This window comes from Stenotrophomonas sp. PA-6-5C (assembly GCF_021605635.1).
Lineage (GTDB): Bacteria > Pseudomonadota > Gammaproteobacteria > Xanthomonadales > Xanthomonadaceae > Stenotrophomonas > Stenotrophomonas lactitubi.
In genome coordinates this window covers 37,343-60,220 of the sequence record NZ_WKEE01000010.1, presented here as the reverse complement: position 1 = coordinate 60,220, position 22,878 = coordinate 37,343, and the positions used below count along the sequence as shown (strand labels likewise).

Sequence of the window (22,878 nt, the reverse complement as noted above, 5' to 3'; positions counted from 1 at the left end):
TCACCATGAACGCCGTTACCTACACCGAAGCCCAAGCCCTCGACACCCGCGCCAACGTGCTGCAAGCCGCCGACCCGAGCAAGCACATGATTCTGGTTCCCCTGTCGCGGCTGGTGCTGCGCCCCACGGGCCGCAACGTGCGCAAGACCCCGCGCATGTCCATTCCCGAACTGGCCGCGAGCATCCAGCGCGTGGGCTTGCTGCAAAACCTGATCGTGATTCCCGCTGCCGATGGCGAGCATTACGAGGTGGTGGCCGGTGGTCGCCGCCTTGCGGCCCTCAAGCTGCTGGCGAAGAAACACCGCATCGCCAAGGATTGGCAGGTGCCTTGCCTGCAAGTGGCCGATGGCACGGCCCGTACCGCGAGCCTCACCGAGAACGTGCAGCGCGAAGCCATGCATCCGGCAGACCAGTTTGAAGCGTTTGCGGCATTGGTGGCCGAAGGCCGCCCCATCGAAGACATTGCAGCGGATTTTTCCGTCACGCCGCTGGTGGTGCAGCGCCGCTTGAAGCTGGCGAACGTCTCGCCGCGCCTGATGGCGGACTACAGGGCCGATGCCGTGACGCTCGATCAGTTGATGGCGCTCTCCATCACCGACGATCACGCCGCGCAGGAGCGTGCGTTCTACGATGCGCCGCTGTGGCAACGCAGCCCCTCCGCGCTGCGCGAACGCCTGACCGAGCGCGAGATTGACGCCTACCGCCATCCGCTCGTGCGCTTCGTGGGGCTGGATGCCTACGAGCAGGCAGGCGGCGGAGTTCGCCGTGACCTGTTCGCGGAGGATGACGCGGGCGTGTACCTGAGCGACGCCGCCTTGCTGGAACGGCTGGCGCAAGACAAGCTGGCAGGCATCGCCGCCGAGGTGAAGGCCGAGGGCTGGGCTTGGGCCGATGCCACGCCCGGCATGACCCATGCCGACCTGCACGCCTTTCAGCGTGCGCCGAGGGAGCGGCGCGCACCCAACAAGCGCGAAGCACAGCGCATCGAGAAGCTGCAAGAGAAAATGCGCGCCATTGGCGAAGCCGTGGACGCCGCGATGGATGCCGAGGACGAGGAGAAGGCCGACGCCTTGCAGGAGGAAGGCGAAGCCCTGGGCGAGCAGTTGCAGGCGCTGGAAGAAGGCTTGCGGGGATACGGCGCGAACGTGAAGGCCGCAGCCGGTGCCATTGTGACCATCGACCGCAACGGCGAAGTCGTGATTCATCGCGGGCTGCTGCGCGAGGCCGAAGCTAAGGCGCTGCGCACGCTCGAAAAGCTGCGCCAAGGCTTCAGCGACCCGGACGCCGCGAACGATGACGAAGGCGAGGAAGACGAAGCGCCCAAGACAGCAGCGATTTCCGACCGACTGGCTCAGCGCCTGAGCGCCCATCGCACCGCTGCACTGCAAATCGAGGTAGCCCGGCATCCACAGGTGGCGCTGGCCGCGCTGGTGCATGGCATGGTGCAGACCCTCTTGCAGGGCCGCTACTACGGTCATGATCTACCGCTGGGCGTGCGCCTGACGGTGCAAGACCGGCTGGAAGGCATGGCCCCGGACTGGCCCGATTCACCCGCCGCCGTGGCGCTGCGCGAATTGCAGCAGGCGTGGGGCGGCAAGCTGCCCGACGACAGCGCCGAACTGTTCGCCGCGCTGCTGGCGATGGAGCAAGGCGAACTGGTCAAGCTGCTGGCCGTGTGCGTGGCTTCGACCGTGGACGTGGTGACGCCGCGTGCCACGGTACAGCAGCCGGGCGCGGAACTGGTGCAGGCTGTGGGCCTCGACATGGCCGCATGGTGGAGGCCGACCGCAGAAGGCTACTTCAAGCACGTTCCGAAGGCAGCGATTCTGCAAGCCGTGGGCGAGTTGGTGCCCGAGAGCGTCAACCGGCTGGCGAAGCTCAAGAAGGCCGACATTGCCAGTGAGGCCGAGCGGCTGGTGAACGGCAAGGGCTGGATGCCTGCCATCTTCAAGACGGCAGACGCGCCCGAGGAAGGCCTGCAGGATGCGGCGCAGGACGGCGCGGAAGCAGCCGCCACCGTGACGCATGAACCTGCCGAGGCATTGACCGCCTGACCCACGCCGAAGGCAAGCGCCCCGCCCGGGGCGCTTTGCCGCAGGGAGCCGAACCATGCCCATCATCAACACCACCAGCCGCCCGCGCATGGCGGCAATCTACGCCCCCGGCACCGTGCGCCCCGCCGCTGGCACGGCGAGGGCGACGTGCGCGGCTATCGTCCGCCCTCGGGTTGGACGGCACGCGCCGACCTCACGGACATTCATCCCATCACGGGCCGTGCCTTGGCGCGGGCCGTGTGGTGGATCATCGAGACGAAGGAATAACCGTCGTCGACACCGCGCCCAGGCCGTTCCGCCCTGGGCGCGGTGAACTTCAAAAATCCGGGCGCGGCGGTGGCCGCGCCCGGTGTTGAGAGCCGACAGCCCAATCAGAACGCCGCCGCCTTTGCAGGCCCGGCTGCGGTGTTGGCGCGTTGATACAGATGGCGCGAAGGCGCAATCACACCTTGATCGGGCCAAACATCCCCGTGTAGATCAGCGTTTCCCAAACCTTCTTGATCCCCTGTCCGGTCTCCTGGCTCACGAACAGCGACGATCGCGCGCCATGGGGGGCGCCCAGGAAATACGAGCGCATCGACTCCCATGTCTCCGCGACCTGGGACCAGGTCCAGCACGGAACCTCTTTCTCCAGGATCAAAGGCACTGCGATGGACAGCGGGATCATCTTGTCCATCGGTAAGGGCTCTTCCCAGTTGCACTTGACCAGTATCGGGGTGGCTTCTGGGTTGTAGAACTGCACATCCAGCTTCTCCGCTGTGATGTAAGCAGCGTGGTGGCGAGGAAGGGCTAGAACCGAGTCCAAGACCTCCTGACCATCGCCATAGGGACAGGTGATGAATCCATTGGCGAAGTACCGCGTGTGGTCGAGGCCTTTGTAGCCGCAGCGATCACTCGGTGTGGTGACGGGGTGGCGGCTATCGTGGTTGCGCACCAGTGGGTGCCATGAAGGGTATCTGTCAACCACCGGCCCGAGTTCATCCACGATGTCCTGCAGCGCTTGCTTGCTTCGCGCTCTTTCAGATTCGTCCGCATCCCGGGGGCGCAGGACAAGGTATTTCTCCACTTCTTCGTACCCGGCTTGCGCCGCTTCGTCTGCTCGAAATGCCATGATAGAACCGTCTTTCCTGATTTATGCGCGATGTTGATGAGTTTCGCATAAAATTGATGTTTTGTGCAAATTATGTCTAATTCATGTGGATCGCCAAGGATGGGGGAGGTTTTGCTGGGTTTTGGCGTGTCGACGCTAGCGCCGCCAAGCTCTCGGGCTGCGCCCCGTGCCGACTTCGCTGTCACGGCCATTCGGCTTCGATCCCTTGTATCTTTGAAGTGCGTGTTCGGCAATGCCGTCACGCCCGGACCTGCCAGGGTTCGGGGTTGGCCGCAGCATGTAGCCCGTCATCCCTCGGTGCCACTTGAGCCCGTGCGTGAGTCCTGGGCGCATGCTCGCGCCCGATCTCTGAAAGCCCGAACAGTTGCGTGAACGCCGTTCGCATTTGCAAGGAAGGGACGCGGAGATCATGGCCAATCAAGTTGCAGTCGGTATCGACATCTCCAAGAAGACCATGGATGTAGCCATCGGGCACGAGCAGTCCACGGCCATATTCAGTAACGATGGTGCTGGGCACCAAGCGCTGATCGCAGCGTTGAAGAACCATCCGGTCTCGCTGATCGTGATGGAGGCGACTGGACAGTACCAACTGGCCTGTGCTTGCGCTCTACAAGCTGCGGGATTCGCTGTCATTGTCATCAACCCTCGGCAGGCCCGGGACTTCGCCAAGGCCATGGGGCGATTGGTCAAGACCGACAGCGTGGATGCCAGGATGCTGGCTGAACTGGCGCAGGTGCTGAACCAGCGTCCTGATCGAGATCGCTTCATCAAACCGATGCCAGACCAGGTACAACAACACCTGCATGCACTGGTGCTTCGACGGCGGCAGTTGGTACGCTTGCTGGTCAGCGAGCGCCAACGCAAACACATGGCGCATCCGGAGGTCGTGCAAGATATTGCGGAACTGATGGATATGCTCGCGACGCAGCTTGAGGCGCTGGATCGAAGGATTGCGGAGCATCTGGCTCAATACCAGTCCGATCTGGCCACATTGCTCAAGAGTGTCAAGGGAGTTGGCCCGGCGACGGCTGCGACGCTGATTTCCGAGCTGCCGGAGCTTGGCCAGCTCAAGGCCAAGCAGATCTGCGCGCTGGTAGGTGTCGCACCGATGAACCGGGACTCAGGCCAGGCTCGCGGTAAACGCATCATTTGCGGCGGGAGGGCTACGGTCAGGAGCGCGTTATACATGGCCGCCATCGTTGCCATGCGGCACAACGCCGTGATACGGCGTTGCTATGAGCGCCTGCTGGCGGCTGGCAAGCCGAAGAAGGTTGCCATCGTGGCCTGCATGCGCAAGCTGCTGATCATCATGAATGCCATGGTCAAAACCGGGCGGCCATGGAATGACCAGCCTGCTCCGGCGTGACTTTCTATATGGTGGGCGGTAGTCACCATGCCCGGCCTGCGCACTGCGCCGACTGGCTTCAGATACCGATCGCCATGACCCAGCCCGCCAGCCCGGCCAGCAGCACCACGAGCGCTGGAGGCACGCGACCCACCGTCAGTAGCCCGAACGCAAGCAGCGCCAGCCCAAAATCCGCCTTGCCGTGGATGGCGCTGGTCCACATAGGGTCGTACAGGGCCGACACCAGAATGCCGACCACGCCAGCATTGATGCCTGCCATGGCCGTCTGGATACCCGCGCGGTGGCGTAGCCCTTCCCAGAACGGCAGCGCGCCGACCAGCATGAAGAAGGCCGGGAGGAAAATGATGCCCAGCAGGGCCAGCCCGCCGATCCAGCCATGCAGCGGCCCGTGGGCGACCGCGCCGAGATAGGCCGAGAACGTGAACAGCGGTCCCGGCACTGCCTGCGCCGCGCCGTAGCCGGCGAGGAAGTCAGCGTTGCTGACCATGCCACTGGGCACCACGGTGGCCTGCAGCAGCGGCAGCACGACGTGCCCACCGCCAAAGACCAGCGCACCAGAGCGGTACACCCCTTCCAGCAGCGCGACCGTGGACGAGCCCGTGGCAGCGGCCCACAGGGGCAGCCCGACGAGTGGCACTGCGAACAGCAGCAGCGCCACGATGCCCAGCTTGCGCGAAACCGGGTAGCTGTGGGCCTGGCCGCCGCCAGGTTGCGCGATCTTCAATCTCCACCAGCCCAGGAATCCCGCCGCCGCGATGGCGGCAAGCTGTCCCGCGGCTGAGGGCATGATCATGGTCAGCAGTGCCGCCAGAATGGCCAGGGCGGCACGGGGCCGGTCAGGACACAACGACTTGGCCATGCCCCATACGGCCTGCGCCACGATGGCCACGGCTACCACCTTGAGCCCATGGATCCAGCCGGACTGGGCCAGCCCGTGGTACTCGGCGATGCCAAAGGCGAACAGGATCAGCGCAATCGCCGACGGCAAGGTAAACCCCGCCCAGGCCGCCAGCAGCCCCAACCAGCCCGCGCGGCCCAGCCCCAGCGCCATGCCCACCTGGCTGCTGGCCGGCCCTGGCAGGAACTGGCACAGGGCGACCAGATCGGAATAGCTGCGGTCGTCCAGCCAGCGGCGGCGCTCGACAAACTCCGAGCGGAAATAGCCCAGATGCGCGATCGGTCCACCGAAGGAGGTCAGTCCCAGTTTGAGGAAGGCGCCGAAGACTTCGACGGGTGAGCCACGTGCGGCTGCGGCCTCATGCTGCAAGGTGTTGGTGGAATCTGTCATCTGTGCATCGCCTCCCCGGTGAATTCTCGGATGCGTTCCTTGGCCAGCGCCAAGCCTTCATTGCCCTTGGGTGTAATCGTGTAGAGCTTGCGCACGGTGCGCCCCTCACGCTCTTGGCGGGAGACGAGGTATCCGTCGCGCTCCATCTTGTGCAGCATTGGGTACAGCGTTCCAGGAGACAGGCGGTAGCCGTGGTGGGCTAACTCGTCGATCATCCATTGCCCATAGATCTCCTGCTCGGCCGCGTGGTGCAGCACATGCAGGCGGATCAGCCCTGACAGCAGGTCGTGGTGCTCCATGGCGCGGGGTGTTGGTTGCTCTTTCATATCGAATAACGATAACGAAAGTCGATATTATCACGGCACGCAGATGCCCCGAAGAGGCGCGCCTCTTCGGGCGCGCTTGGGAGGCTTGACTTTCAAGACAGTTGCTCACGTCTTCGCGCCAACGGCGCTGCGCGCTTTGTTTGCCTCCAGGGGAAAGCCCTGCGGGCTATCCCCGCCGCGCAGGCTTGGCGCCCCTGCATACCTCGAACCGGCGGCGCCGGATCGGCCATGCCAGCGCCGACGCGCGCTATGGCGTGTCACTCTTCTTCGCCACAGTCTCCAACTCCTGGCGCACCTGCGCCAGCAGCTGGTCGGCCTGCTGCAGGTCGTCGCAGGCATAGGCCAGGGTCAGCAGCGTGAGCGGGTGCACCTCCATGACCTCGCACAGCTCGGCCAGCTTGTTCAAGGTGGGGCTTTTGAGGTCGCGCTCCAGCGTGCTCATGTAGGTGCGGCTGGACACGTCGGAGAACGCCTCCTGGCTCAATCCACGCGCTTTCCTGATGGTCTTTAGTGCCTCCGACAATGTATGTTTCGCTGCCAACCTTGGATCTCCCCAAAATCCAAGATGACAGCCGATTGCGCCCTATAGGACTACAATCTATAGTGTTCAACTATGCTCGCCTGCCGCTTTCGTGCTTTTACGGAAATCCGTATCTGTGGCTTCTCACAGAAGCGCAAAGCCGCATCCGTGTCTTTCCTCAAACCCGCCGATGCGGTTTTGCGCTTTCACGCTTCGGCGGTTTTGTGCGAATGAGGGGACGCCCATGAACCAGCTCATCACCGAGGACGAGCGCAGGCTGTTGCTGGAACACGGCCAGGCCCGCGCCGCTGGCCGGGCCATCGACCCGCTGCCCGTGGTGCGGCTGTTCACGCCGGACGCACACGCCACCTGGCTGCTGGTATCGCTCGACCCCGCCGACGGCGATACGGCCCATGGCCTGATCGACTTGGGGATCGGCATGCCCGAGCTGTGCGAGATCAAGCTGTCCGACCTCACATCCATCGTCGGGCCGAGCAAACAGCCCGTGATGCGGGACCGGTATTTCCGGGCGGTGCGCCCGTTGTCGGAGTACCTGCGGCTGGCTCAGGAGAATGGTTCCATCCTCGATTGAGCCGTTCGCGCCCAAGCCAAGCCGGGCGCATTGAGACTATTTCGGTCTTGCTCCAGACCCGTCAGGTCTTAGTCCGCACTGTTGCACCAAATCGGTGCCATCGTGACGTAAACGGTCATGATGCCGGCCGTGCCATCGGGCACGGTGGATATCGCAGGAGGCGCGCATGTTCTCGCGCGCCACCGTCGCATTCAGACGATCCATGCAACCCATCGGATGCATTTCGTCTTGACACGCAAGTTACTAAGCTACCAGCTTATTCACGATTGGATGCTAGTTCGATGCGGTGACGTTTGCGTGTGAAACCGGTGACGGCCGTCCTGCTCTACGGGAGCTTGCGTCATGGCCGAACCGCACCACCTCGCGCACTGGTATCCGACTGCCGCCTACCTCTACGTGCTGTGCCTAGACACGCTGGCGCTGGCCTGGGAATACCTGCGCCGCCATCCTGACTACCAGCTCGACTGGCTGCGCCGTGCGCACCGCCCCGATGCTGCGCATCGCTGGGGCATGCGTCTGCTGGAAGACCCAGCCCTGGATGCGCGTGACGCGCATCCGGCCTGGCTCCCCGGCCATGAGGCCGTGGTGCAACTCCACCCCGATGCCGATCCGCCACCGGATGCCGAGCCGTTCGCGTTTTGGCGTATTCCCGGCCACAAGCAACTGTTGCATGACGGCAAGGGACTGGCGCTGATCGCGCGCAGCCCCGGCCATTGCCTGCGCTATGCGCTGGCGCCTGGCCTGGAGGACGGCATGGCCGTGGCCCATGCCTACCGTGGCCGTGGGGCCACCCACGTGCCTGACACGCCAGCACCCATGGCTCGGCCCCGGCCGCCCCCTGCCGCGTTGATGGAGCTGCACACCCTGCAGGCGCTCGATGCGACCCTGGCGGGCGCGTCCTTGCGCGAGGTGGCTGAAGGCCTGTTCGGCGCGGATACCGCGGCCGGTTGGTACAGCGATGGCGGCTTGCGCTCCAAGGTGCGCCGCCTGGTGCGGCGCGGCGATGCGCTGATGCGCGGCGGCTATCGACGCCTAGCACAGCTTGCGCCGCTTGAGAAGGGCCGTTTTGAAGGCCACGCAAAACGACCCTGAGCAGGAGAGCTTCGTTTTCTGAGACTGCCTCCATCCGGTTGCGCTGTGTGGCCGGAGCCCTGCAACCGATGGAGGTTCTCACCATGCGTCCTGCTCCCTTGCGGCCTGCCGCCGCACCCGCAACCACCCCGGCCGCTGCCGCGCAACCGCAGCGTTATCTGACCAACGACGAGGCCGCCGACTACCTGCGGCTGTCGCCGCGCACGCTGGAAAAGCAGCGCGTGCTGGGTGGCGGCCCCAAGTTCCGCAAGTTCGGCCGGCGCGTCATGTACGCCGTGGCCGACCTCGATGCCTGGGCTTCCGAGCGCAGCTTCGAGAGCACGTCCGATCCCGAATACGCCGAGCAGCACTCGGCGGACAGCCGTGCGCGCTGACCGCTGGAGCGCCGGAGGCCATCGCCATGTCCAGCCCCTTGGGGCAAGTTCGGCAGGAACGCGAGCAGCTCGATCTGTTCCGTGCCCTGCCGGGCGACATGGCGCCGCGCGACAGCCAGGACCTGATGGCCTTTCCGTTCTTCTCGCTGGCGAAGTCGCGGCGCACGGAGCCGATCGACTTCCGCGCCAGCGGCATCACGATCCGCGTGGAGGGCACGCAGGAGCATGGCATCGCCACGATCTGGGATGCGGACGTTCTGATCTGGGCCGCCAGCCAGATCGTGGAAGCGCGCGATGCGGGCTTGCGCCCGTCGCGGCTGATGCAGGCCACACCCTACGAGATCCTGCGCTTTATCGGGCGCGGTACGTCGCTGCGCGACTATCAGCGCCTCAAGGCGGCCTTGGATCGCCTGCAGTCCACCACGGTGGCCACGTCGATCCGGGAGACAACCGGAAGGCGGCTGCACCGCTTCTCGTGGATCAACGAGTGGAAGGAGCTGGCCGATGCCCAGGGCACACCCTTGGGGCTGGAGCTGATCCTGCCGGACTGGTTTTACGCGGGCGTCATGGATGCTGCGCTGGTGCTGACCATCGACCCAGCGTATTTCCGGCTGACCGGTGGGATCGAGCGGTGGCTGTACCGACTGGTGCGCAAGCACGGCGGGCGACAGCCTGGCGGCTGGCAGTTCGACTTCCAGCACCTGTACCGCAAGTCGGGCAGCGTGGCGCGGTACTACGACTTCGCCGCCGACCTGCGGGCACTGGTGGCGCGGCAAGCCTTGCCTGGCTACCAGTTGGGCATCGAGTACGTCTCGGGCATTGCCTCGCCGCTGCTGACGTTCCGGCCCGTGCCGTCCACGGCACGGGGATAACTGCTGCGCAGCCTGTGGACGGACTCGTGCTATCAGGCAACAGAGGTATCGTGCTATCAGGCAACGAATCCTCGTGCTATCAGGCAACAAAATCGGCCGCCAAGCCAATGATGGCGCGGGTTTCGGCCTCTCCTAACTTCCCTAACTTAAATTCTCTAACTTTTAGTAGAAGCGCCGCGTCTCGGTGGACAACCACCCAACCGGCGAGCGAAGGGCACGAAAACCAGCAGCGACAGCCGGGCTCTCCAGCAGGGAGGGCCAGGCTATGATCGTCGCGCTGCTCAACCAGAAAGGCGGCGTCGGCAAGACCACGCTCGCCACCCACATCGCCGGCGAGCTGGCGATGCGCGGGCAGTCGGTCATCCTGCTGGATGCCGACCCGCAAGGCTCCGCACTGGACTGGACGCAGCGCCGCAGCCAGCAAGGTTTGCCACGGCTGTTCAGCGCCGTGGGCCTTGCACGCGAAACGCTGCACCAGGAGGCGCCAGAACTCGCCAGGCGGGCTGATCACGTCATCATCGACGGGCCACCGCGCATCGCCGCCTTGGCGCGCTCCGCGCTGATGGCAGCCGAACGCGTGCTGATCCCGGTGCAGCCCAGCCCTTACGACCTGTGGGCCAGCGCCGAGATGGTGGCGCTGATCCGCGAGGCGCAGGTGTTTCGGCCTGCGCTGCGCGCGGCCTTCGTCATCAACCGGCGCGTAAGCACCACCGTGATCGGGCGTGAAGCACGCGGCGCGCTGGCCGATCAGCCACTTCCTGCGCTGCACTCGGAAGTGCATCAGCGCATCGTGTTCGCCGACAGTGTGGCCGCTGGCCGGCTTGCGCGCGAGATGGCGCCAGACAGCGCCGCCGCGCGCGAAATCACTGCGCTGGTCGATGAACTGCTGCGGTGGCCGTCATGAGCAGTCCTGCCAGCAAGCGCACGGGCAAGCGCATCGGCATCGGCATCGGCGCGCGTCCGCCCGCGAATCCGCACGCCGAGGCGTGGATTCGCCAGGGCAGTGCCGATGACCTCCAGAAAGGCGACCTCTACACGGCCCGCCTGACCCTCGACATCACGCCCGCCATGCGGGCGCGCATCAAGGTATCGGCCTTCACGCAAGGCGTGACGGTGGCCGATCTGTTGCGCGCGCTGCTGGAGCGGGAATTCCCGGAGAAGTCCTCATGAACACACCCGCCTCGACGGCTTCGGCACCGCCGTCCATCCCGCCTGTCGGCGTGGCCGACGGCGTGCCGCTGACGCGCGTTGCGCTCGCATACATCGACCAACGCTTCGACCTCTACCTGCGCTTCGGTGATCCTGCTCGCATCATCCGGTTCGACCGCTGGCGCCGCTGCGCGGTGTTCACACCGAACGCGGTTCTATGCCGCATCCGTTGGCAGGCCAACGACTACGGCACGATCCGCTGGCAGCTCATGGTGATGCAGGCTTGCATGCCGATGGATGGCGCGCAGCGCATCCCCGGCGTGCAACCAGGCGCACGCCTGTTGCTGCACGTCGAGGGTGAGCAATCGGTGCGTGCCGTGCTGGCACGCATCGACGCCATTGAGGCGCTGAGCATCGCACCTGCTGGCACTTCGCCCGCGTACTGGCGCACGCTGGGCAACCGGCTCGCGGCGCGCTTGCCGTTGCCCGAATACAGCGCCGAGCGGCACGCCGCCTGGCTGGCCGGGAGGGCGCTGTCATGACCACGATTTCTGTTCCCACTGCTCTCACGCATCCACACTCGCGCCTGCGCGCCCGCCTCATGCTGGCGGGCCTGTCCGCCTGCGGCCTCGCTGCGCTGGCCTGGGCGTCCTTCGTGCATCCACTGCCGCGCCTGACCTACAACCCGTCCGACAGCGTGGCGGTCGGCTGGTATCGCGTCGATCCGCTCGACCATCGCACCAGCTCGCTGCCACGTCCTTTGTCCGTGGGCAGCATCGTGCTGGTGCCGATGCCCGCAGAGGCTGCCGCCCTCGCTGCGCATCGCGGCTACCTGCCGACGCGCATCCCGTTGCTCAAGCGCGTGGGCGCGATGGCGCCGCAAGAGGTGTGTATCGCTGACGGCAAAGTCCGCATCGACGGCGTGCCTTCAGCCGCCGTGCTGCCTGCCGATCGCTGGGGCCGGCCGCTGCCATCCTGGCAGCAGTGCCGTCGCCTTCAGCCTGGCGAGCTGTTCCTGCTCAGCGTGACCAATCCGGCGTCGTTCGACAGCCGGTATTTCGGGCCGGTCAGCGCAGCCGCCGTGATCGGCGTTGCGCGCCCGGTTTGGCTGGAGTCGCGCCCATGATGGCCGCCGATTCGCTGTACGTCGCCATGCATCTCATCGTGCCATCGGGCGTGTCGTTCCGCTGTTCGTCGCCGTGTCGTCGCGCATGCAGTGCGTGTGCATTCGCACCGCACTTCGCGCTGTCTCAGGCGCAGCCGTCCCACGTGCAGGCGTCTTGCCTCGAACACGGCTGGCCTGCGGCCATCGCCGTGTTCGCCGGTGCGCTGGCTGCTGGTGCAGCCTTGCCACCGGGCCGCAATTGCCGGGAGCGGATGCGGGAGGCAAATGCGGAAGGCAAGACAAAAGGACGCGGCACCGGGCCGCGCCCAAAGCCTGTCTGCACATGGGGGTGGCGCGGCACGGAGCGGCTTCGCCACCGTGCCGCGTGGGGCGCGAGGCCCGCGCCAACGCAGGCATGTCCGCGTGCTTTGCACGACAGGACACGCCGTAGCTTGCGGGGAGCGCATCCATGACCGACCACCGCGACGACGATTTCCGCGTGCGTCCCAGCGCCCCGAAGAACCGGGGCAAGGGCCAGGGCCAGAGCTTCGTTTCCAAGGTGCTCAAGCAGGCGGGCAAGGCCAGCGGCGGCAAGTCCTCGATACGCCATTCCGCCGTGTCCGGCGGCCAGCGCGCAGGCCAGCGGCCCGGCTCGCGCCTGGGGCGCGGCCACACGGCGGCGCGTTTCGCCGGGGCGAAGCTGACGCCCATGTCGCGGCGCGTGACCATCAAGACGCTGCTGGTCAATCACCAACGGGCCAGCCCGCAGTCACTCGCCAAGCACCTGCGCTACATCGAGCGCGACGGTGCGGGCCGCGATGGCGAGCCGGGTCTGGCCTACGGGGCGCAGGCCGACGATGCCGACCTTGAAGCCTTGAAGGAACGCTGTGCCGATGACCGGCACCATTTCCGCTTCATCGTCTCGCCCGAGGATGGCGCCGAACTGGACGACCTGCGCACCTACACGCGGCATCTGGTGAACCGCATGGAAGCTGACTTGGGCACGCGGCTGGATTGGGTGGCGGTGGATCACTGGAACACCGACAACCCGCACACCCACCTGATCGTGCGCGGACGCGACGACACCGGCAAAGACCTCATCATCGCGGGCGACTACATCGCCCACGGCTTCCGCCACCGGGCCGCCGAGCTGGCGACGGAATGGCTGGGGCCGCGCACTGAACTGGAGATCCAGCAGACCTTGCAGCGCGAGGTGGAACAAGAGCGGTGGACGAGCCTCGACTGCACGCTGCAACGCGAGGCCGGCGAGGATGGCCGGGTGCAGATCGAACGCTTCAATGAACCAAAGCTGCAACGCCAGCGCCTGCTGTTGATCGGCCGCCTGCAACGCTTGCAGCGCATGGGCCTGGCCGACGAGACGCAGCCCGGCACCTGGGCCGTCCATGCGGATGCCGAGAAGACCTTGCGCGCCCTGGGCGAGCGCGGCGACATCATCCGCACCATGCAGCGGGCCATGAGCGGCCAGCCGCGCGAGCTGGCGGTGTTCGAGCCCGGCGACGACGGCCGCACCGTCATCGGCCGCGTGGCCGCCAAGGGGCTGGCCGACGAGTTGCACGACCGCGGCTATCTGGTCATCGACGGCGTGGACGGCAAGGCCCACTACGTCGCGTTGAACACCCGCGACGAGCTGGCGAACTATCCCACCGGAGCCGTGGTGGAGGTACGCGGTTCCGCCGTGGTGCGGGCGGCCGACAGGAACATCGCCGCGTTGGCGAGCGATGGCCTCTACCGCACCGATCATCACCTGGCGATCGAGCAAGGCCGAGCTGAGCCCGGCCGCGACCCGCAGGAGGTCGTCGCGGCCCACGTCCGCCGGCTGGAAGCCCTGCGCCGGGCCGGCATCGTGGAGCGCGTGGCCGATGGCTTATGGAGGGTGCCGGACGACCTGGCCGAACGTGGCCGCCAGTACGACTCGCAACGGCTGGGCGGCGTGGCCGTAGAGCTGAAATCTCATCTGCCGATTGAGCGGCAGGCACGCGTGATTGGCGCCACTTGGCTCGACCAACAACTGATCGGTGGCGGCAAGGGGCTGGGCGACTCGGGCTTTGGCGGTGACGCCAAGCAAGCCATGCAGCAGCGCGCCGACTTCCTTGAAGAACAGGGGCTGGCCGAGCGGCGGGGACAGCATGTGATCCTCGCCCGGAATCTGCTGGGCACGCTGCGCAATCGAGAACTGGCGCAGGTCGCCAAGGACATTGCCGCCGAAACCGGCCTGGAGCACCGCCCGACCACAGACGGGCAACGTGTAGCAGGTATCTACCGCCGATCCGTCATGCTTGCCAGCGGGCGCTACGCGGTGCTCGATGACGGGATCGGGTTCAACTTGGTGCCGTGGAAGCCTGTGATTGAGCGGCGACTAGGACAGCAACTTGCTGCGACAGTCCGGGGCGATACGGCGGTTTGGCATTTCACGCGGCAGCGCGGGTTAAGCCAGTGATCCACCTCACGACGATGGCTTTTATGGGGTCGTCATGCCTCTCAACTTGCCGCTACGCGCAAAGACAGGTTACAATTCAAGAGCAATTTTCAAATTCACAGCCAACACTATTGGAGTATCGACCAGTGTAACTATCAGTCTCGCAGCGAGCCGTTTCCTAATTTCAATCTTCGCTCGCACGAGGCTGTATGTATGACTGGCTGTGGTTTGCCAGCCCATAGTCTTGGGCTGTTCTCTATTCCGGGATCGGAAAGAGGCATTCGCGCCTAGTCCCGTTCCAGCCTGCGGCCGAGCCTGCACCGGAATAGATCAATGATGAAATCCTTACGTCAGGACTGGTTCTCCAATGTCCGACGCGACCTGTTAGCAGGCGTTGTTGTAGCGCTTGCCCTTATCCCTGAAGCAATCGCTTTCTCGATTATCGCAGGCCTTGATCCCAAGGTCGGCCTGTATGCCTCATTCTGCATAGCCACAGTGATAGCTTTCACTGGCGGTCGCCCTGGCATGATCTCGGCAGCCACAGGCGCGATGGCATTGCTGATGGTCACCCTCGTTAAAGAGCACGGGCTGCAGTACCTGCTCGCTGCCACCGTCTTAACCGGTGTACTCCAGATCATCGCAGGCTGGCTGCAACTGGGCACGCTGATGAGATTTGTTTCACGCTCAGTTATTACTGGCTTCGTAAACGCCTTGGCCATTCTGATCTTCATGGCTCAACTGCCGGAGCTGACGAACGTAAGCTGGCACGTCTATGCCATGACGGTTGCAGGCCTGGGCATCATTTACCTCTTCCCTTACGTTACTAAGGCGATACCGTCGCCGCTTGTCGCCATCGTGGTGCTGACAGCCGTCTCGATCTTACTCGGCCTCGACATTCGCACAGTAGGCGATATGGGGCAGTTGCCCGACAACCTGCCGGTGTTCCTACTGCCCGATGTCCCGTTGAGCTTGGAGACACTCCAGATCATCTTCCCAGTATCTGCAACTTTGGCCGTAGTGGGTTTGTTGGAATCCATGATGACGGCTTCCATCGTCGATGACCTCACCGACACGAGCAGTAACAAAAACCGGGAATGCGTAGGTCAAGGCGTCGCAAATATCGCGAGCGGCTTTCTTGGCGGAATGGCCGGTTGCGCGATGATCGGTCAGTCGGTCATCAATGTGAAATCCGGTGGCCGCGGCCGTCTCTCCACATTGGCCGCTGGCGTATTTCTTCTGCTGATGGTGGTTTTTATCGGTGACTGGGTGGCCCGTATCCCAATGGCAGCACTCGTCGCTGTGATGATCATGGTGTCCATCGGCACCTTTAATTGGGCCTCGATCCGTAACTTGCGAGAGCACCCTAAAAGCTCCAGTGTGGTGATGCTCGCGACTGTCGCTATGACAGTGGGCACCCACGATCTGGCCAAAGGCGTGCTGGTTGGTGTGCTGCTCTCGGGATTTTTCTTCGCCCAAAAGGTCGGTCGGATCTTCCATGCCTCCTCGCACACGGAGGACGAAGGCCGCATGCGCGTTTACACCATTACCGGCCAAGTGTTCTTTGCATCGGCCGAACGCTTCGTCAATTCATTCGACTTCAAGGAAGCCATTGAAAAGGTGCGAATTGACGTCGGCCGCGCCCATTTCTGGGATATCACTGCGGTTAGCGCCTTGGACAAGGTAGTCATCAAATTCCGGCGAGAAGGTACGGAAGTGGAGGTGACTGGCCTGAACGAGGCCAGCGCCACGATGGTGGACAAGTTCGGGATTCACGACAAGGACGGCGCAGCGGACATGCTCGCAGGCCACTAAGAGGAGAGCAAATCATGAAAAACGAAAATAAAGTGCTTGCTTGCGTCGATCAATCACGCTACGCGGTTCATGTGGCCGACTGCGCTGCCTGGGCGGCACGCCGTATTGATGCTCCGCTGGAGCTTCTGCACGTGATCGACAGCCATCCCGAGCGGGCAACGGATGACGATCACAGCGGCGCAATCGGTATCGACGCTCAAGAGAGTCTGTTGGCACATCTGTCTGCAGAAGATGAAGCACACGCCAAGAGCGCGAGGGAGCAAGGCCGGTTGTTTTTGAACCGACTGCGCGAACGCGCAATCTTGGCAGGTGCAGCCCGTGTCGATGTGCGACAGCGCCACGGTTCTCTGGAAGATACGTTAATTGAGCAAGCGCAAGGCTTGCGTTTGCTGGCGTTGGGGCGAAGAGGCAAAGGGGCCAGAACGCACGAAAATGAGCTAGGCCATCACGTCGAAAACATTATTCGCGCTTTAAAGCTTCCGATTCTTACTGTAAGTGAAGAATTCAAGCCTCCTGAGCGCGTCATGATCGCTTTTGATGGCGGCACTGCAATTCGGCGTGGCATGGAGATGTTGTCCAGCAGCCCTTTGCTGCGAGGCTTGCCCATCAGAATTTTGATGTCTGGAAATCAATTTGGCGGTCAAGCCAAATCGCTTGAATGGGCGAAGCAAACTCTGTCGAGAGCGAGCTCTGAAGTGACCGCTTCGCTAGTGCCCGGAGATGCCGGAGCAGTGGTCGAAAAGGCAGTGAAAGAACAGGAAATTGACCTGCTCATTATGGGTGCATTCAGTCACTCGCCACTGCGCGCTCTTCTGTTCGGAAGCAAGACGGCTGAATTACTGCGTTCGTCACACATTCCAATTCTTCTACTGCGTTAAGTCTTGATCAACGCCACTAATTGGCTGTCAGGTTTGAGCCAAACCGATCACCGTCAACCGGCAATACATCTGGATGGGAAGTTTGAAGCGAACTAGTTGATCTGCGCTGCATAAGGCGATTTGTCCCGCTGATAACAACCTGTCCTTTTAGAAGTTTTCAACACATTGGCGGTTCATGACGAGAGTTTGTTGAAAGGCGCGCGTGAGCGGTGGCCACGCGCCTATGGACAGGGAGATTCCTATGGAATTGCGTCATCTACGCTGCTTCTTGGCCGTCGCAGAAGAACTGCACTTCGCACGCGCCGCTGAAAAACTACACATCGAGCAATCGCCGTTATCGCGCACCATTAAAGAACTAGAAGCTGATGTCGGCGAGCAGCTATTCATCCGTACTAGCCGCAGCACTCGATTGACACGGGCAGGGAAGCTTTTCCTCGAGCATGTTCCTCGCATCTTCACGGCCTTACAGCAGGCTCGCGATAGCGTTAAGGCAGCGGCCAATGGCTTTCATGGGCAACTGCGCATCGCTCTGTCTGACGGCATCACGCCTTCACGTTTACCGACGTTACTCGCGCTATGTCGGCAGGAGGAACCCGAAGTCGATTTGCGCCTTTTCGAGGTGCCGCTTTCTCAACAGATCAAGGGGCTACATGACGATCTATACGATGTTGGGTTTGCGCAGTGGAACAAAGTCGGCCAAGGTATCGTAGCCGAGGCGGCGTGGCGTGATGCGTTAATGGTGGCAGTGCCTGCGCGGCATCCATTGCTCAGGTACAAGCGCATTCCGCTTGAAGAGGTTCTGCGTCATCCACTAGTGCTTTGTGATCCTTCGATTTGCGAAGGGCATGCCCGGCAGGTTGACGGCATGCTTCAGCGAGCAGGCCTGGAACCGCTGATTGCAGAACGTGTTGCGTCCTTCGACCTAATGATGGCGCTAGTGGCAGCAGGCTTTGCCTTGGGTTTAGCCGGAGCGCCACATATCACAGGTAGCCGCGAACCCGGCGTAGTCGCCCGTTCGCTGGCAGGGCGAACTCCCATGCTCGTTACGTATGTGCTGTACCGCGAGGACGAGTTCACCGAATCGGTGACACGATTCAAACAGCGCGTCCACGCAATCGACTCTCCCGAAGGGACGGAAAAACCCACGTTTTAAACCCTATCTGCGAGAGGATGTCGGATCATGATTTTGAAGCTGATTGCCCCGTTCTTGCTGGTTGCTGCAATCACCGCCTGCGGCCCATCCGAGCCGTCGAACCAGGAAGCTATTGTGCCGACCGTCGAAGAGCTGGCCGCCGATCCCGAGCGCTTGAAGGAACTGCGCCTCCAGTGCAAGACCGAGCGCCCGACGATGGGCGACGTGCTGTGCAACCGGGTGGCCGAAGCGACGAACAAGCGCTTCTTCGGCGACGGCAAGGTGCCTTACACGCCATCGGAAACGCCGCCGAAGTTCTGACCGTTGGCGGCTTGCCGCATATCCTGTTTTTCTTTCTTAACACGCCGCAGCGCGCTCATGCCTGCGGCGTTTTTATTGGCTTTGTCCCTGCATGAAACCATGCTTTCTGCATCACCTTGCTGCCGATAACGGTCTTTGACCGGCACTGAACCGACACCGATCCTGACGTCTGCGGCACGCCTTCGTGCCGCGTTTTCCACGGGGAATCAGCGCAGGAGAAATCGGAGGCCAAGGTATGCAGGCTCAAGGTGTGTTGTTCGGGCAGATCGCCGCCGTGTTCGGCATCGTGATCGCCGGTGTGTGGGTTGCCACGCAATGGACAGCCGCAGCCTTGGGCTACCAACTACGCCTGGGCTCGCCCTGGTTCGACTTCCACGGCAAGCCGGTCTATTACCCGTGGAAGCTTTTCGAGTGGTGGTTCTTCTTCGATGCCTACGCGCCGCAGGTCTTCGACACCGGCGGCATGATCGCGGCAAGCAGCGGCCTGCTGGCCGTGGCGGTCGCCATCGCCATGTCGGTGTGGCGCTCGCGCCAGGCGCGCAAAGTGACGACCTATGGCTCGGCCCGCTGGGCCGATGCCGCCGACATTCGCAAGGCCGGGCTGACGCAGCCTGCTGGCGTCTTTCTCGGCCAGCATGACGGCCACTACCTGCGGCACGAAGGGCCGGAACACGTCCTGACCTTTGCGCCGACGCGCTCCGGCAAGGGCGTGGGCCTGGTGGTGCCGACGCTGCTGTCCTGGCCGGCATCCGCCGTCATCCATGACATAAAGGGTGAGAACTGGCAGATCACCGCTGGCTGGCGCAGTCGATTCAGCCACTGCCTGCTGTTCAACCCGACCGATGCCAGTTCAGCGGCCTACAACCCGCTGCTGGAAGTAAGGCGCGGCGCGCATGAGGTACGCGACGTGCAGAACATCGCCGATATCCTGGTCGATCCCGAAGGCGCGCTGGAGAAACGCAACCACTGGGAAAAGACCAGCCACGCGCTGCTGGTCGGGGCGATCCTGCATGTGCTGTACGCGGGGGAAGACAAGACGCTGCGCGGCGTCGCCAACTTCCTCAGTGATCCGGCCAGCCCGTTCGAGCTGACCTTGCACCGGATGATGACGACCAAGCACCTGGGCGGTGCCCAGCATCCCGTCGTTGCATCCGCTGCCCGCGAAGTGCTCAACAAGTCGGACAACGAGCGGTCGGGCGTGCTGTCCACCGCCATGTCGTTCCTTGGTCTGTACCGTGATCCGACCGTGGCGGAAGTCACTTCGCGCTGCGACTGGCGCATCGGCGACCTGATCGCAGCAGAGTATCCGGTATCGCTGTATCTGGTAGTGCCGCCTTCCGACATTTCGCGCACCAAGCCGCTGATCCGGCTGATCCTCAACCAGATCGGCCGGCGGCTCACCGAATCGCTCGATGGCAGTGACGGTATCGAGCGCCGGCACAAGCTGCTGCTGATGCTCGATGAGTTCCCGGCGCTTGGCCGTCTGGACTTCTTCGAGACGGCGCTGGCCTTCATGGCGGGCTACGGCATCCGCAGCTTTCTGATCGCGCAGTCGCTCAACCAGATCGACAAGGCGTACGGGCAGAACCATTCGATTCTGGACAACTGCCATGTGCGCGTGACCTTCGCCACCAACGACGAACGAACCGCCAAGCGTATTTCAGAAACTTTGGGCACCGCCACTGAGTTGCGCGCCCAGCGCAACTACGCAGGCCACCGGCTTGCACCGTGGCTGGGGCACCTGATGGTGTCACGCCAGGAAACCGCACGTCCGCTGCTGACGCCGGGCGAAGTGATGCAACTACCGACCGATGAAGCGGTGGTGATGGTGTCCAGCGTCGCACCGATCAAGGCGAAGAAGCTGCGCTACTTCGCCGACGCCAATTTCAAACAACGGGTATTGCCCCCGCCTGTAGTAACGGCTGGCCCCTACGCCGATGTACCGCCTGCACGACCTGACGATTGGAGCGGCCTGGCAATACCCGCGGTTCCTGCGGCACCGGCCACGGCATCCGCCGATGACCTGGAGGCCTTGGGCTCGACTGACGACGGCGGCCCACGCCGCCAGCCCGAACTGTCGGAAGCCATCGCCTATGCCCCCGAGATGGACGCCCCGACCAGCGATCTGTCGCTGCTCGATGACGACGACATGCCCCCGGTGCTTCCCGACCAGCTCGACCCCGCACTGCAACGCACGGCGCGACTGGCTTCTCTCGACCCCAACGACGGAATCAACCTATGAGCCAATACCGATTGAACCTGTTCATTCAGCACGAGCACGCCAAGCGCCTGGACGAGCTAGCCACGAAGAAAGGCGTCTCGAAGTCCAGCATCGTCGCCGCTGCCTTGGCGTCCTGGCTGTCGCCCGATGCTGGCGACCAGCGTGAGGCCGCCATCGCCAAGCGGCTGGATCGTCTGTCGCGGCAGGCCGAGCGTCTGGAGCGTGACCAGAACATCCAGATCGAAACGCTGGCGCTGTTCATCCGCTACTACCTGACCGTCAGTACGCCGGTGCCCGAAGCCCATCAGGATGCGGCTCGCGCTCAGGGCAAGGCTCGTTTCGAGCAGTTCGTCGAACAGTTGGGTCGGCACCTGATGCGTGGCCGCAACCTGGTGCGCGACGTGGTGGAAGAACTGCACCCCCAAGGTCGTGAGTTCGGCATGCGCATGGACGACGCGGCGGCGTTGGCCGAAGCCCATCAACGCACAGCGGAGCGTGCGTCATGAGTGCCGTTCCACAGACCCCGCCCGATCCACGCTCATCCGCTGAGGCGTCCCAGGATCGCCGCATCCAGATGCTGCGCACGGCGATGGGGCCGGTGATCGCTGCTGCGCTGGAAGACCCGGACGTTGTGGAGGTGATGCTTAACCCCGACCGGACATTGTGGGTGGATCGGCTGTCCTCTGGCCGTGCGCCGCTCGGCGTCGAACTGCCCGAGGCCGATGGCGAACGCATCATCCGCCTGGTGGCCGCCCACGTCGGTGCGGAGGTACATCGCGGCCAACCGCTCTTGACTGCCGAGCTGCCGGAGACGGGCGAACGCTTCGAGGGCATCTTGCCGCCCGCTGCACCTGGCCCGGCCTTTGCGCTGCGCAAGCGTGCCGTGAGCATCATCGGTCTGGATCGCTATGTGGCCGAAGGCATCCTGACTGCTGGGCAGGCCGAGTTTCTGCGTCACGCCGTGCGCGAGCGGCACAACATCCTAATCGCCGGAGGCACCAGTACCGGCAAGACCACGCTGGCCAATGCCTTGCTGGCCGAGATCGCCGCCACCGGCGACCGCGTACTGGTGCTCGAAGACACCATCGAACTGCAATGCGCTGCCCGTGACCATGTGCCGCTGCGCACCCGCGCAGGCGTGGTGTCGATGCAAGAGCTGGTGCGCGCCACGATGCGGCTGCGCCCGGATCGCGTGATCGTCGGCGAAGTGCGCGGCGGCGAAGCGCTGGATCTGGTGAAGGTCTGGGGCACTGGCCACCCCGGTGGCATCGCCACCATCCATGCCGGCTCCGCCTTGGGTGCGCTGCTGCGCCTGGAACAACTGATCCTCGAAGTGGCGGTGCATCCGCCCCGCGCCCTGATCGCCGAGGCGGTCAATGTCGTGATCCACATCGCAGGCCGTGGACGCAAGCGCCACGTCGAAACCATTTCTCGCGTCGTCGGTTTCGACGGCGAGGGCTACCGCCTGGCGGATGCGCTGGAAGCACCGTTCTCCGAGCTTCCGCCGGTTCCTCTTGCAGCCGCTGCCGCTGCGCCTTCCTCGATCCCTGACCAACCTGGAGAACTGCCATGACGCAGATGCACGTTCCTGCTTTCCGCTTTTCCGTAAATCCGCTTTCCCACCTGTCCAGCCTGGCACGACTGCGTAGCCTGGCCCGCCCCGCACGGCAAGGGCTGCTGCTGGCAGCGCTGCTGCTGTTCCTGGCCGGAACCGCGCAGGCGGCCGGTTCCTCGATGCCGTGGGAAGGCCCGCTGCAATCCATTTTGGAGTCGATCCAGGGGCCGGTGGCTCGCATCGTCGCGGTCATCATCATTATTGCGACGGGCCTGGCGCTGGCCTTCGGTGATACCAGCGGTGGCTTCCGCAAGCTGATTCAGATCGTCTTCGGCCTGTCCATCGCCTTCGCGGCTTCGAGCTTCTTCCTGTCGTTCTTTAGCTTCTCCGGCGGGGCCGTCGTATGAGCACGGCCACCGATCTTCCGGGGTTTGAAGTGCCGCTGCATCGCTCACTGACCGAGCCGATCCTGCTGGGCGGTGCGCCGCGCACCGTAGCGATCGCCAACGGCACGCTAGCCGCCGCCGTCGGGCTGGGCCTGCAACTGTGGATTCCCGGCGTGGTGATGTGGATCGTCGGCCATTCGCTGGCGGTTTGGGGGGCGCGTGTCGATCCGCAGTTCATGCAGGTCTTCGCCCGGCACATCAAACACAAGCCGCTGCTGGACGCATAG

The 22,878-nt window shown here is 63.8% G+C and carries 25 protein-coding genes and 1 pseudogene; 21 read left to right on the top strand and 5 right to left on the bottom strand.

Translation table 11 applies throughout. The annotated features are described in order from the left end of the window. Nucleotides 1-5 precede the first annotated feature (5 nt). Together GIW57_RS06220 and GIW57_RS06215 are read left to right on the top strand one after the other, a co-directional pair. Entirely contained in the window at nucleotides 6-2,054 is a 2,049-nt protein-coding gene (locus GIW57_RS06220) for a ParB N-terminal domain-containing protein (RefSeq protein WP_019043441.1), read from the top strand. A gap of 61 nt (nucleotides 2,055-2,115) precedes the next feature. Beyond that, nucleotides 2,116-2,321: pseudogene (locus tag GIW57_RS06215) on the top strand (hypothetical protein). 175 nt (nucleotides 2,322-2,496) lie between these two features. On the opposite strand, the gene GIW57_RS06210 reads toward GIW57_RS06215, so the two are convergent. After that, nucleotides 2,497-3,165, bottom strand: coding sequence for a hypothetical protein (locus GIW57_RS06210; protein ID WP_019043442.1), 669 nt, complete (start codon nucleotides 3,163-3,165; stop codon nucleotides 2,497-2,499). 409 nt (nucleotides 3,166-3,574) lie between these two features. Between GIW57_RS06210 and GIW57_RS06205 the strand changes: the two genes are divergently transcribed. Beyond that, nucleotides 3,575-4,531 (top strand): IS110 family transposase, encoded by a 957-nt coding sequence (locus GIW57_RS06205; RefSeq protein ID WP_024570162.1) that lies wholly within the window; start codon nucleotides 3,575-3,577, stop codon nucleotides 4,529-4,531. A 58-nt stretch (nucleotides 4,532-4,589) separates the two neighbouring features. Here GIW57_RS06205 and chrA read toward each other — a convergent pair whose 3' ends face one another. From chrA to GIW57_RS06190, 3 genes are all read right to left on the bottom strand, one after another. Further along, complete coding sequence (gene chrA / locus GIW57_RS06200) at nucleotides 4,590-5,819, bottom strand: chromate efflux transporter (RefSeq protein WP_019043444.1); 1,230 nt, start codon at nucleotides 5,817-5,819, stop codon at nucleotides 4,590-4,592. Next, nucleotides 5,816-6,118 carry a PadR family transcriptional regulator gene (locus GIW57_RS06195; RefSeq protein ID WP_019043445.1) on the bottom strand — a complete coding sequence of 101 codons (303 nt, stop codon included), beginning with the start codon at nucleotides 6,116-6,118 and terminating at the stop codon, nucleotides 5,816-5,818. Before GIW57_RS06195 ends, chrA begins: the two co-directional genes overlap by 4 nt. 274 nt (nucleotides 6,119-6,392) lie before the next feature. After that, nucleotides 6,393-6,686, bottom strand: a complete 294-nt coding sequence (locus tag GIW57_RS06190; protein ID WP_024570163.1) for a helix-turn-helix transcriptional regulator — start codon at nucleotides 6,684-6,686, stop codon at nucleotides 6,393-6,395. 223 nt (nucleotides 6,687-6,909) lie between these two features. Here GIW57_RS06190 and GIW57_RS06185 point away from each other — a divergent pair, with 223 nt between their 5' ends. The 13 genes from GIW57_RS06185 to GIW57_RS06125 all read left to right on the top strand — a co-directional run bounded on the left by GIW57_RS06185 (nucleotide 6,910) and on the right by GIW57_RS06125 (nucleotide 18,429). Continuing rightward, on the top strand, nucleotides 6,910-7,257 hold the full coding sequence (locus GIW57_RS06185; protein WP_019043447.1) for a DUF2958 domain-containing protein: 348 nt from the start codon (nucleotides 6,910-6,912) through the stop codon (nucleotides 7,255-7,257). A gap of 342 nt (nucleotides 7,258-7,599) precedes the next feature. Continuing rightward, entirely contained in the window at nucleotides 7,600-8,349 is a 750-nt protein-coding gene (locus GIW57_RS06180; RefSeq protein ID WP_019043448.1) for a DUF2285 domain-containing protein, read from the top strand. A gap of 83 nt (nucleotides 8,350-8,432) precedes the next feature. After that, nucleotides 8,433-8,723, top strand: coding sequence for a helix-turn-helix domain-containing protein (locus GIW57_RS06175; RefSeq protein ID WP_024570164.1), 291 nt, complete (start codon nucleotides 8,433-8,435; stop codon nucleotides 8,721-8,723). 26 nt (nucleotides 8,724-8,749) lie between these two features. Next, a complete protein-coding gene (locus tag GIW57_RS06170) occupies nucleotides 8,750-9,595 on the top strand; it encodes a replication initiator protein A (protein ID WP_019043450.1) in 846 nt (281 codons plus the stop codon). Nucleotides 9,596-9,860: 265 nt separating this feature from the next. Continuing rightward, nucleotides 9,861-10,499, top strand: a complete 639-nt coding sequence (parA, locus tag GIW57_RS06165) for a ParA family partition ATPase (protein WP_019043451.1) — start codon at nucleotides 9,861-9,863, stop codon at nucleotides 10,497-10,499. Next, the gene (locus GIW57_RS06160; RefSeq protein ID WP_019043452.1) at nucleotides 10,496-10,765 is read left to right on the top strand and encodes a hypothetical protein; all 270 of its coding nucleotides are present in this window, start codon (nucleotides 10,496-10,498) and stop codon (nucleotides 10,763-10,765) included. The genes parA and GIW57_RS06160 overlap by 4 nt, the downstream gene beginning before the upstream one ends. Further along, nucleotides 10,762-11,286 carry a DUF2840 domain-containing protein gene (locus tag GIW57_RS06155; protein ID WP_019043453.1) on the top strand — a complete coding sequence of 175 codons (525 nt, stop codon included), beginning with the start codon at nucleotides 10,762-10,764 and terminating at the stop codon, nucleotides 11,284-11,286. The genes GIW57_RS06160 and GIW57_RS06155 overlap by 4 nt, the downstream gene beginning before the upstream one ends. Next, complete coding sequence (locus GIW57_RS06150; RefSeq protein ID WP_019043454.1) at nucleotides 11,283-11,870, top strand: S26 family signal peptidase; 588 nt, start codon at nucleotides 11,283-11,285, stop codon at nucleotides 11,868-11,870. The genes GIW57_RS06155 and GIW57_RS06150 overlap by 4 nt, the downstream gene beginning before the upstream one ends. 448 nt (nucleotides 11,871-12,318) lie before the next feature. Continuing rightward, nucleotides 12,319-14,307 (top strand): relaxase/mobilization nuclease and DUF3363 domain-containing protein, encoded by a 1,989-nt coding sequence (locus GIW57_RS06145; RefSeq protein WP_019043455.1) that lies wholly within the window; start codon nucleotides 12,319-12,321, stop codon nucleotides 14,305-14,307. 312 nt (nucleotides 14,308-14,619) lie between these two features. Further along, nucleotides 14,620-16,098, top strand: coding sequence for a SulP family inorganic anion transporter (locus tag GIW57_RS06140; protein WP_019043456.1), 1,479 nt, complete (start codon nucleotides 14,620-14,622; stop codon nucleotides 16,096-16,098). Between the two features lie 14 nt (nucleotides 16,099-16,112). Next, on the top strand, nucleotides 16,113-16,976 hold the full coding sequence (locus GIW57_RS06135) for a universal stress protein (RefSeq protein ID WP_019043457.1): 864 nt from the start codon (nucleotides 16,113-16,115) through the stop codon (nucleotides 16,974-16,976). A gap of 241 nt (nucleotides 16,977-17,217) precedes the next feature. Continuing rightward, a complete protein-coding gene (locus GIW57_RS06130) occupies nucleotides 17,218-18,129 on the top strand; it encodes a LysR substrate-binding domain-containing protein (RefSeq protein ID WP_023083103.1) in 912 nt (303 codons plus the stop codon). A gap of 33 nt (nucleotides 18,130-18,162) precedes the next feature. Further along, entirely contained in the window at nucleotides 18,163-18,429 is a 267-nt protein-coding gene (locus GIW57_RS06125) for an EexN family lipoprotein (RefSeq protein ID WP_024570447.1), read from the top strand. On the opposite strand, the gene GIW57_RS06120 is transcribed toward GIW57_RS06125, so the two are convergent. Next, nucleotides 18,396-18,629 (bottom strand): hypothetical protein, encoded by a 234-nt coding sequence (locus tag GIW57_RS06120; RefSeq protein ID WP_127913711.1) that lies wholly within the window; start codon nucleotides 18,627-18,629, stop codon nucleotides 18,396-18,398. The genes GIW57_RS06125 and GIW57_RS06120 overlap by 34 nt on opposite strands. Nucleotides 18,630-18,664: 35 nt before the next feature. Here GIW57_RS06120 and GIW57_RS06115 point away from each other — a divergent pair, with 35 nt between their 5' ends. The 5 genes from GIW57_RS06115 to GIW57_RS06095 are packed head-to-tail and all read left to right on the top strand — an operon-like array spanning nucleotide 18,665 to nucleotide 22,878. Next, nucleotides 18,665-20,671 (top strand): conjugal transfer protein TraG, encoded by a 2,007-nt coding sequence (locus GIW57_RS06115; protein ID WP_019043460.1) that lies wholly within the window; start codon nucleotides 18,665-18,667, stop codon nucleotides 20,669-20,671. Beyond that, nucleotides 20,668-21,156 carry a CopG family transcriptional regulator gene (locus tag GIW57_RS06110; RefSeq protein ID WP_024570448.1) on the top strand — a complete coding sequence of 163 codons (489 nt, stop codon included), beginning with the start codon at nucleotides 20,668-20,670 and terminating at the stop codon, nucleotides 21,154-21,156. Before GIW57_RS06115 ends, GIW57_RS06110 begins: the two co-directional genes overlap by 4 nt. Further along, nucleotides 21,153-22,223 carry a P-type conjugative transfer ATPase TrbB gene (gene trbB, locus GIW57_RS06105; protein ID WP_019043462.1) on the top strand — a complete coding sequence of 357 codons (1,071 nt, stop codon included), beginning with the start codon at nucleotides 21,153-21,155 and terminating at the stop codon, nucleotides 22,221-22,223. The genes GIW57_RS06110 and trbB overlap by 4 nt, the downstream gene beginning before the upstream one ends. Continuing rightward, on the top strand, nucleotides 22,220-22,612 hold the full coding sequence (locus GIW57_RS06100) for a TrbC/VirB2 family protein (protein WP_019043463.1): 393 nt from the start codon (nucleotides 22,220-22,222) through the stop codon (nucleotides 22,610-22,612). Before trbB ends, GIW57_RS06100 begins: the two co-directional genes overlap by 4 nt. After that, nucleotides 22,609-22,878 (top strand): VirB3 family type IV secretion system protein, encoded by a 270-nt coding sequence (locus GIW57_RS06095; RefSeq protein WP_019043464.1) that lies wholly within the window; start codon nucleotides 22,609-22,611, stop codon nucleotides 22,876-22,878. The genes GIW57_RS06100 and GIW57_RS06095 overlap by 4 nt, the downstream gene beginning before the upstream one ends.